This window comes from Planomonospora parontospora (assembly GCA_014647935.1).
Classification (GTDB): Bacteria; Actinomycetota; Actinomycetes; order Streptosporangiales; family Streptosporangiaceae; genus Planomonospora; species Planomonospora parontospora.
Map to the genome: position 1 here is coordinate 232,906 of BMQD01000013.1, position 9,788 is coordinate 242,693.

The window sequence follows — 9,788 nt, forward strand, 5'->3', positions numbered from 1 at the left end:
CGGGGCCGGGCCTCACGTCCTCAGCGGTCTCCCGACGGGTCAGTCGGTGCCGGACTCCATGGCGGCGTGGTCGAGGAGCTCGTCGGCGTCCGGGAGCTTGCCGCGGGAGGCGATGACCTCCGCGCCGCCTTCGGGCATGGCGCCGATCAGGCCGGTCGCGGCGGCCTGGGCGGCGCCGATCATCGGCTGGGGGCTGCCGAGCAGGCCGAGGCCGACGTACTGCTCGAGCTTGGCGCGGGAGTCGGCGATGTCGAGGTTGCGCATGGTCAGCTGGCCGATGCGGTCGACCGGGCCGAAGGCCGAGTCCTCGGTGCGCTCCATGGAGAGCTTGTCCGGGTGGTAGCTGAAGGCCGGGCCGGACGTCTCCAGGATGGAGTAGTCCTCGCCGCGCCGCAGCCGGAGGGTCACCTCGCCGGTGACGGCCGTGCCGACCCAGCGCTGCAGCGACTCGCGCAGCATCAGCGCCTGCGGGTCCAGCCAGCGGCCCTCGTACATCAGCCGGCCGAGGCGTCGTCCCTCGTTGTGGTAGACGGCGACGGTGTCCTCGTTGTGGATGGCGTTGACCAGCCGCTCGTACGCGGTGTGCAGCAGGGCCATCCCCGGAGCCTCGTAGATGCCGCGGCTCTTGGCCTCGATGATCCGGTTCTCGATCTGGTCGGACATGCCCAGGCCGTGCCGCCCGCCGATGGCGTTGGCCTCCAGCACCAGGTCGACGGCGGACGCGAACGTCTTGCCGTTGATCGTCACCGGCCGCCCCTGCTCGAAGCCGATCGTGACGTCCTCGGGGGAGATCTCGACGGCCGGGTCCCAGAACCGCACCCCCATGATCGGCTCGACCAGTTCGACGCCGACGTCGAGGTGCTCGAGCGCCTTGGCCTCATGGGTCGCGCCCCAGATGTTGGCGTCGGTGGAGTAGGCCTTCTCGACACTGTCCCGGTAGGGCAGGCCGTGGGCGAGCAGCCACTCGGACATCTCCTTGCGACCGCCGAGCTCGGTGACGAAATCGGCGTCCAGCCAAGGCTTGTAGATCCGCAGGGACGGGTTGGCGAGCAGCCCGTACCGGTAGAACCGCTCGATGTCGTTGCCCTTGAACGTAGAGCCGTCGCCCCAGATCTGGACGTCGTCCTCGAGCATCGCCCGCACCAGCAGGGTCCCCGTGACGGCCCGCCCGAGCGGCGTGGTGTTGAAGTAGACGCGCCCGCCGGAGCGGATGTGGAACGCCCCGCAGGCCAATGCCGCGAGGCCCTCCTCCACCAACGCCGCCCGGCAGTCGACCAGCCGGGCGACCTCCGCCCCGTAGGCCGTGGCCCGCCCCGGCACCGACCCGATGTCAGGCTCGTCGTACTGCCCGATGTCGGCGGTGTAGGTGCAGGGGACCGCCCCTTTCTCGCGCATCCAGGCGACCGCCACCGAGGTGTCCAGCCCTCCGGAGAAGGCGATTCCGACACGCTGGCCCACGGGCAGAGAGGTGAGTACCTTCGACATGCGAATAAATTTACATAGCAGCGCATGTTCATGCAACTGCTTCCCGGCCCTCGGACCGGCGCGGACCTCCGGGCCCCTCGGCCGCCGAGGAACACAGGATGGCCGCCGGACCGGGATCCGCCGGTTGTCACACCGCGCCAACGACGCGGCGGCGACCGGTGCGGAGAGGCGGTAGAAACGGGCCCGGCGGAGCGCGAGGCTTGGCCCGGACGCCGTTGAACACCGTTGAACACCGTTGAACGGCGTTGAACACCGTTGAACGCCCTCACCCGAGAGCCTGAGGAGAGATCACGTGGGTCGGATCCGTCCCGGCCGTGCCGCCACGGCCGCGGTGCTCGCCGTGGTCGCCCTGTGCGTCGCGGCCGGGCTCGCCGCGCTCGTCCTGCTGGCCGAGACGCTGGTGCGCCGGGAGGGCGGGCCGCCCGCCGCGCCGCCCCCGCCGCAGGTCGACCACGTCGCCGAGGCCCGGCGGCTGGCCTCCGAGGGACTGGCGGACGCCAACGACTTCGGTTGCCGGCCCGGCGGGGCGACGCCGTACCCGGTGGTCCTGGTGCACGGGGCCAGGAGCACCGGGGCGGTGACGTGGCCGGTGGCGGCGGCTTACCTGTCCAAACAGGGCCACTGCGTCTTCGCGCTCGACTACGGGTGGAGCCGGTCGGTCCGGGAGTCGGCGCGGAGACTGGGGATCTTCATCGAGGGGGTGCTCCGGGCGACCGGGGCGGAGCGGGCCGCGATCGTCGGGCACAGCCTGGGCGGGATCGTCCCCCGGGCGTACATGCGGTTCGAGGGCGGGGCGGCGAAGGTGTCCGAGCTGGTCACGCTGGGGGCGCCGCACCACCGCACGACGGAGGGGCTGCGCGAGGACTGCGGGCCGGAGACCGCCTGCGAGGAGCTGTCACCGGGCTCGGAGCTGATGGAGGCGCTCAACACGCCCTCCATGGTCGAGCCCGGCGTCGACTACACCGCCCTCGGGCTGAAGGCCGAGCAGGCGGCCGCCTCCACGTTCGTCGAGGGCCTGCCGGAGCAGGTGAGCAACCGCATGCTCCAGGACGACTGCCCGCTCAAGGGACTCATCGAGGGGGCCTTCGGGCACAATCTGACGACGCTGGACCCGGTGATGCTCTCCTACGTCGGCAAGGCGCTGGAGGAACCCGGACCGCTGCCCGGGGACTACCGTCCGGACTGCTCCGCCCTCATCATCTGAACGGCGGCCCGCCGACGGCCGGGGAGCGCCGGAGCGAATCGTCTAGATGCGCCGGGTCACCTCGGCGACGACCCGCTCCCGCAGCGGCTGCAGGTAGAAGTGGCCGCCGGGGAAGACGGCCATGGAGAAGTCCGAGACCGTGTGCGCCTCCCAGGCCTTGGCCTGAGCGGGGGTGACGACCGGGTCGGCGTCGCCGACGAGGACGGAGATCGGGGTGCGCAGCGGCAGGCCGGGCCGGTGGAGGTACTTCTCGGCCAGCCGGAAGTCGCCGCGGATGTACGGCAGGACGAGCTTGCGCAGCTCCCCGTGGGCCAGGACCTCCGCCTCGGTGCCGCCGAGCCGGTTGAGCACGGCGACCAGGCGGTCGTCGTCGTACTCCGCGTATCCTCGGTCCCGGCGCTCGTGCGGCGCCGCGCAGCCCGAGGCGAACAGCCGGGCCGGGCCGGTGCCGCATCCCTCCAGGAGCCGGGTGACCTCGTAGGCGACCAGCGCCCCCAGGCTGTGCCCGAACAGCGCGAACCGCCGGTCCAGCAGCGGGGCCAGCTCCCCGGCGACCGCGGCGGCCAGGGCGTCCATGCTCTCGGGGAGCGGCTCGCCGTAGCGGTCGGCTCGGCCGGGAAGCTGCACGCCGTACAGCTCGACGGTGTCCGGCAGCAGCGCGGGCCAGTCGCGGTAGGCGGTGGCCGAGCCGCCCGCGTGCGCGAAGCAGATCAGCCGGGTGGTCGCCGCCGGGCGGGGGCGGGGGCAGCGCAACCAGGTCATCGGGTCTCTCCTCCGCTCCGGGCCCGGTCCTGTTCCGGGTCCCGCGTGCTGCGGGCCCGGGTCACGCTCCGGCCCCGCTCCGGGCCCGGGTCACGCTCCGGCCCCGCTCGGGTCCGGATCACGCTCCGGCTCCCACTCCGGGCCCGGCCGCGCGCCCGGCCCGGCGGATCATTCTCCCATCTCCCCCATCGCCTCGATCAGGCTCTTCGGGCGCATGTCGGTCCAGTTCGCCTCGATGTGGTCCAGGCAGGCCTGGCGGGTGTCCTCGCCGAAGGCGACGGTCCAGCCGGGCGGGACCTCGGCCCACGCGGGCCACAGGGAGTACTGGCCCTCGTCGTTGACCAGGGCCAGGTAGGTGCCGTCGGGGTCCTCGAAGGGGTTGACGGTCATCGCAGTTCCTTCCTCAGCAGCGCGGCGATCTCCGCGACCGGTCCGGGGTTCAGCATGCTCTCGTGGTCGCAGTCGACGGCGTGGTCGACGACGGCTCCGGTGACGTACGGCTTCCAGTCGGCGGCGGCGGGGGCGTGCGCCCCGCGGCCCCGGGCGGCGGTGAAGAAGAGCACGTCCCCGTCGAAGACGCGCGGTGCGTACTCACGGGAGATCTTCACGCCGTTGCGGTAGTGGCGGTGGACGGCGCGCAGGGTCGGCTCGTCGAGGGTGGCGTACCGGCCGCCGTGCGCGCGCACGAACGCCATGATGTCATCGGCCTCCCCCGATCCTCTATAGCCGATCGCGGCCAGCAGGCCGGACAGCGCCTCGTCCTGTTCCGCGACGACGCCGGGGCCCGAGCCGGGGTAGGCGTCGAGCATCGCCAGCAGCGCGACCTCCTCGCCGCGTCCGCGCAGCTCGACGGCCATGGCGTGCGCGATCAGGCCGCCCATCGACCAGCCCGCCAGCCGGTACGGCCCGCGCGGCTGGACCTCGCGGATCCGCTCCAGGTAGTCCAGGGCCGCCGCCTCGATCGACGGGGCGGTGTGGCCGGGCTCGGTCAGCGCCCGCGCCTGGAGGGCGTAGACGGGCTGGTCGGGACCGAGATGGCGGAGCAGGCCGGAGTACGGCCAGCCGAGCCCGGCGCCGGGGTGCACGCAGAACAGCGGGGGCCTGCCCCCGGCGGCTCGCAGCGGGAGCAGCACCTCCCGGCCGGTGGAGCCGCCGGGGGTCCCCGAGGCCAGGGCCTCGGGCGTCTGGCGGGCGAACACCTCGCGGGGGCTGATCTCCAGTCCTTCGCTCCGGGCGCGGGAGACGAGCCGCAGGACCGCGATGCTGTCGCCGCCCAGGTCGAAGAAACCGTCGTCGGCGCCGACCCGGTCCAGGCCGAGGACCTCGGCGAACAGGCGGCAGAGCCGTTCCTCGGCGGGTGTCCGGGGATCCCGCCCGGACGCCGGCGCGTCCGGCGCGGGGAGGGCGGCCCGGTCGACCTTTCCGTTCGGGGTGAGCGGCAGCGCGTCCAGGACCACGACGGCCCGCGGGACCATGTACTCGGGCAGGGTCCGCGCCAGACGCGCCCGCAGCTCCCCGGGATCCGCGCCGCCGCCGGCCGCTCCGGCGCCGCCTGCGGGGGCGCCCGGGGAGCCGCCCTCGGGGCCGACCGTGGAACCGCCTGGGGAGCCGCCCTCGGGGCCGACCGCGAGGCCGGTGACGTAGGCGACCAGGTGACCGCTCCGCGCGACCACCGCCGCCTGCCCGACCGACGGGTGCCGGGCCAGCGCCGCCTCGACCTCTCCCGGCTCGATCCGGAAACCCCGGATCTTGACCTGGGCGTCGGCCCGGCCGGCGTACTCCAGCTCACCGTCGGCCGTCCATCTGGCCAGGTCCCCGGTCCGGTACATCCGCTCGCCCGTGCCGTACGGGCAGGCGGTGAACCGTTCGGCGGTCAGGGCGGGGCGGCCCAGGTAACCGCGGGCCAGGCCCGCGCCCGACAGGTACAGCTCGCCGACCGCGCCGGGCGGGACCGGCCGGAGGAGGCCGTCGAGCAGATGTGCGCGCATGCCGTCCAGGGGTCGGCCGATGGGCGGCGCGGCGGCGCCCGGGACGGCGCGGACGGCCTGGACGGCCTGGACGGCCTGGACGGCCTGGACGGCATGGTAGGTGGCGTAGGTCGTGGTCTCGGTGGGCCCGTAGACGTGCCCGAGCACCGTGTCCGGGCAGGCCCGGAGCACCCGGCGCATCGCCTGGGGCGAGGCGGCCTCGCCGCCGGTGAGGACCTCCGCGAGGGCGCCGAACGCGGCCGGGTCCTCCTCCGCGACCAGGTTGAACAGCGCGGTCGTGATGAACAGGGCGGTCAGCCGATGCCGTGCCACGAGGTCGCGGAGGCGGCCGGGATCCAGCTCGCCGGGCGGCGCGACGACGACCGTGCCGCCGGTCAGCAGCGGCACCCACAGCTCGTAGGTGGAGGCGTCGAAGGCGTGCGGCGAGTGCATCAGCAGCCGCCGGTGCCGCCCGGCCCACCGGTGGTCGGCGGCGAGGGCGAGGACGTCCCGGTGTCGTACGGCCACGCCCTTGGGGGTGCCGGTCGAGCCGGAGGTGTAGATCACGTAGGCGAGCCGGTCGGGGTGGATCCGGGCGCGCCGCGGATCCTGCGCGGGCTCGCCGTCCGTGCCGGCGGCGGGCCTCTGGGCCTCGGCGCCGTCCGGGGTGTCCGAGGATTCCGCCCCGGCCGCGCCATACGGGGCGTCCGGGGCGTCCGGGGATCCCGTCCCGGCTCCGGCGTCCGAGGCGTCCGGGAATTCCGCCCCGGCTGCGCCGTCCGGGGTGTCGAGGCGGAGCACCGCGGCGTCGCAGGCGAAGCCGGGGTCGCGGTCGGCGATCAGGACGGGCGCGCCGGTGTCGGCCACGACCCAGCTCATCCGGTCGGGCGGGTGGCCCTGGTGGAGCGGCACGTACGCCCCGCCGGCCCTGGCGATCGCCAGCGTCGCCACGACGACCTCCGCCGAGCGGTCCATCAGGACCGCGACCGGGGTCTCCGCGCGCACGCCGAGCGCGGCCAGCCGGCGGGCGAGCCGGTCGGCCCGCCGGTCAAGCTCGGCGTAGGTCAGGCTCAGGCCCTCCGCCACGACCGCCTCGGCGTCCGGGGTACGGGCCGCCTGTGCGGCGAAGGCGCTCACCACGCTCCCCTCCGGCGGGAGCGCCTCCCGTTCCGGCGGCGCCAGGACGAGGGCGCGCTCCTCGTCCGTCAGCAGGTCGAGCCGGGCCAGCGGCACGTCGGGGTCCGCCGCCGCGGTTTCGAGCAGGCGGACGAGCCGGTCCAGGAGCCGCCGGGCCTCGGCCGGGGAGAAGGCGTCGGGCCGGTGGTCCAGGCGCAGGGAGACGGCCCGCCCGCCGGTGACGGCCAGGGCGAGCGGGTAGTGCGTGGCGTCGGTCCCCCCGGCCCCGGCGAGCCGGAGCCCTCCGTCGATCTCCGTCACGGCGGTGCCCGCGGGGTAGTTCTCCAGGACCGTCATGGTGTCGAAGAGCCGGCCCGCGCCGTGGAGGCCCTGGATCTCGGCCAGGCCGAGGTGGTGGTGGGGCAGCAGCTCGGCCTGCTCCGCCTGGAGGCGCGTCAGCAGCCCGGAGAGGGTCTCGCCGGGGCGGAGCCGTACCCGGACGGGGAGCGTGTTGATGAACAGGCCGATCATGCGCTCGACGCCGGGCAGCTCAGGTGGGCGGCCGGAGACCGTGCCGCCGAAGACGACGTCGTCACGGCCGGTGAGCTGGGCGAGCAGCAACGCCCAGGCTCCCTGGACCGCGGTGTTGAGGGTCAGGGAGCGGGCCCGCAGGGCCGCGGTGAGCCGGGCGGTCGACTCCTCGCCGAGGCGGGCGCGGACCCGGCCGGGCTCCCCCGCGGGCCCGTCGCCGAGCTCGGGGGCGACCAGGGTGGCCCCGTCGAGCCCGGCCAGGGAACGGCGCCACGCCTCCCGCGCCGCCGCCCGGTCCTGCCGGGCCAGCCAGGCCAGATACTCCTTGTACGGCGGCGCGGGCGCGGGCTCCTCCCCCGTGTACAGCGCCAGCAACTCGGCCGCCAGCAACGGCGTCGACCAGCCGTCCAGCACGATGTGATGATTGGTGAACACCAGCCGGTGCCGCTCCGGCCCCAGCCCCACCAGCGCGAACCGCACCAGCGGCGGCCACGCCAGATCGAAACGACGCCCCCGCTCCTCGGCCGCCACCCGCTCCGGATCCACACCCGCCACCTGGCGCCAGGGCACCTCCACCCGCCGGTGCACCAACTGGACGGGGTCGCCGCCCGCCCGCTGCCGGAAGGAGGCGCGCAGGTTGGGATGGCCGGCCAGCAGCCGGGCGGCGGCCGCGGCGAGCCTGTCCGCGTCCAGCGGGCCCTCCAGGTCGAGGGTGAGCTGGGCGGTGTAGACGTCGGGCGCGGCCTCGTCGAACAGGGCGTGGAAGTACAGGCCCTGCTGCAGCGGTGAGAGCGGCAGGATGTCCTCGAGCTGGCCGCCCGGGACGGACGGCGCCGGACTCACCGGGTTCACCGGGCCGGCGGCCCGCGGTCCGGTGTCCTGTGCTCCGGCGTCCTGTGCTCCGGTGCCCATCCGGCGGGTACCGCTCGTCGGTCCGGCACTGGTCATCGGGCGCTCCACTCCGCGTCGAGTTCCGCTGCGAACGCGTCGATCTCCTCCTGGCTGACGGGCACCAGCAGGTCCGACGGGGTGAGGCCGCCGCCGGTGTGCCGCGACAGCCCGGTGAGCGCGGTGAACCACGCCTCCGCCAGCTCCCGGACCCGTTCCTCCTCGTACAGGCGGGCCGCCCACGACCAGGTCGCCCGCAGGCGCGGCCCGCCGGGCGCATCCAGAGTGAGGGCGTTGACCTCCAGGGCGTGCGGGAGGGCGAGGTCCGCGGAATGGCCACCGCCCACCAGGCCGGATTCGGGCGCCGGGGACCAGTCGGTCCCGGTGACGGCCTGCGTCCGGCCGAGGTAGTTGAAAGCCAGCTCCGGCGCCGGTCGGGCGGCCAGTTCAGCGGCGGCCGCGGGGTCGAGGTGGCGGAGCAGGCCGTATCCGATGCCGTTGTCCGGGACGGCCCGCAGCTGCTCCTTGACCCGCTTGACCGCCCGGGCTGCGGTGGGACCGTGCAGGTCGGCCCAGTCCGCCGGGCCGGGTTCGAGCCGGACCGGGTGGATGGTCGTGAACCAGCCGACGGTCCGCGACAGGTCCGCCGCGCCGGTGACCTCCTCCCGGCCGTGGCCCTCCAGGTCCACCAGGACCGACTCCTGCCCGGTGCAGCGGGCCACGGCGAGGGCGAGCCCGGCGAGCAGCACGTCGCCGACCCGGCCGTGGAAGGCCGCCGGGAGACGGGTCAGCAGGGGCTCGGTGACCTCCGGGGGCAGTTCGACGGTGAGGTGGCGCTGGGTGCCGAAGGTGTCCCGGGCGGGATCCGGCCGCCGGGAGCCGCCCCGGGCCGGGTCCGGCTGCCGGGAGCCGTCCCGGGTGGAATCGTCCGGCCGTGGAGGGCCGGGAGGGGCTCCGGCCGGGCCGGGCCGTCCGGAGCCGTCGCTCGCGGGACCGGATGGCGGGGTGTCCCCGTCCAGGGTCCGGCGCCAGAAGTCCAGCTCATCCGCTCTGATCTCCGCCTCGGCGCGGAGTCGCCGCGCCCAGGTGCGGAAGGAGACCGGCACCGGCGGCAGCTGCGGGGTCCGTCCCCGGGCCGCGGCCTCCCAGGCGGTGAACAGGTCCGGGAGCAGGATCCGCCAGGAGACGGCGTCCACCGACAGGTGATGGACCGTCACCACCAGCCGGCCAGACACCCCCGGACCCGCGTCCAGCCACGCCACCCGGACCATCCGGCCGGTGGCGGGGTCCAGCTCGGCCCGCGACCTCGCCGTTTCCCCGGTCACCGCCCGCGCCCAGACGTCCTGCCCACCGGACCCGTCCAGCGGTACGCCACCAGGTCCGTCCGCCGGGACGCCACCGGGCCCGTCCACCGGGGTGCCGGCCGGCCCGTCCTCCGGTGCGTCGACCGCCACCCGCCGGATGCACCCGCCTGCCCGGACCGCGCCCGGGGGCAGGACCTCCAGCGCTGGGGGATCACCGGGTGCCGGGTCCGCACCGTCCAGCCACCGTCCACCGTCGGGGCAGGTCAGGCGGAGCGCGTCGTGCCGGTCCAGTACGGCCTGCAGCCCGGCCGTCAGCGCCTCCAGCCCCAGGCCCGGCGGAACCCGCAGCACCACCGTCTGGCTGAAGTCGCGGACCGGACCGGGAAGTTCCCGCAACCAGTGCATGATCGGAGTGGGATCCACCGGACCGACCCCCGCCCCCTCCGGCTCCCCCACCGCACCGGCCGCCACCTCGGCCGCCACCGCCGCCAAAGCCCGCACACTCTGGTGCCGGAACACCTCCCGCGGCGA

Annotated in this window: 6 protein-coding genes; 1 reads left to right on the forward strand and 5 read right to left on the reverse strand. The window is 75.1% G+C overall.

Going from position 1 to position 9,788, the window contains the following annotated elements; genetic code table 11:
* Positions 1-39: 39 nt before the first annotated feature.
* A complete protein-coding gene (gene argG, locus IEZ07_RS21450) occupies positions 40-1,485 on the reverse strand; it encodes an argininosuccinate synthase (RefSeq protein ID WP_068895785.1) in 1,446 nt (481 codons plus the stop codon).
* 292 nt (positions 1,486-1,777) lie between these two features.
* On the opposite strand from argG, the gene IEZ07_RS21455 reads away from it, so the two are divergent.
* On the forward strand, positions 1,778-2,689 hold the full coding sequence (locus IEZ07_RS21455) for an esterase/lipase family protein (protein WP_191896366.1): 912 nt from the start codon (positions 1,778-1,780) through the stop codon (positions 2,687-2,689).
* 42 nt (positions 2,690-2,731) lie between these two features.
* Here IEZ07_RS21455 and IEZ07_RS21460 read toward each other — a convergent pair whose 3' ends face one another.
* The 4 genes from IEZ07_RS21460 to IEZ07_RS35850 form a co-directional block, all read right to left on the reverse strand.
* Positions 2,732-3,451, reverse strand: a complete 720-nt coding sequence (locus IEZ07_RS21460; protein WP_191896367.1) for a thioesterase II family protein — start codon at positions 3,449-3,451, stop codon at positions 2,732-2,734.
* A 168-nt stretch (positions 3,452-3,619) separates the two neighbouring features.
* Positions 3,620-3,841, reverse strand: a complete 222-nt coding sequence (locus IEZ07_RS21465) for an MbtH family protein (RefSeq protein WP_068895791.1) — start codon at positions 3,839-3,841, stop codon at positions 3,620-3,622.
* Entirely contained in the window at positions 3,838-8,013 is a 4,176-nt protein-coding gene (locus IEZ07_RS21470; RefSeq protein ID WP_239320298.1) for a non-ribosomal peptide synthetase, read from the reverse strand. Before IEZ07_RS21470 ends, IEZ07_RS21465 begins: the two co-directional genes overlap by 4 nt.
* Positions 8,010-9,788 (reverse strand): condensation domain-containing protein (locus IEZ07_RS35850; RefSeq protein ID WP_301549336.1); only part of this gene is annotated, 1,779 nt, incomplete at its 5' end. The genes IEZ07_RS21470 and IEZ07_RS35850, both read right to left, overlap by 4 nt.

Excerpts from the sequence above, each read along its gene's own strand:
- IEZ07_RS21460 (WP_191896367.1), bottom strand. The coding sequence starts at position 3,451 with ATGACCTGGTTGCGCTGCCCCCGCCCCCGCCCGGCGGCGACCACCCGG.
- argG (WP_068895785.1), bottom strand. The coding sequence starts at position 1,485 with ATGTCGAAGGTACTCACCTCTCTGCCCGTGGGCCAGCGTGTCGGAATC.
- IEZ07_RS21465 (WP_068895791.1), bottom strand. The coding sequence starts at position 3,841 with ATGACCGTCAACCCCTTCGAGGACCCCGACGGCACCTACCTGGCCCTG.
- IEZ07_RS21470 (WP_239320298.1), bottom strand. The coding sequence starts at position 8,013 with ATGACCAGTGCCGGACCGACGAGCGGTACCCGCCGGATGGGCACCGGA.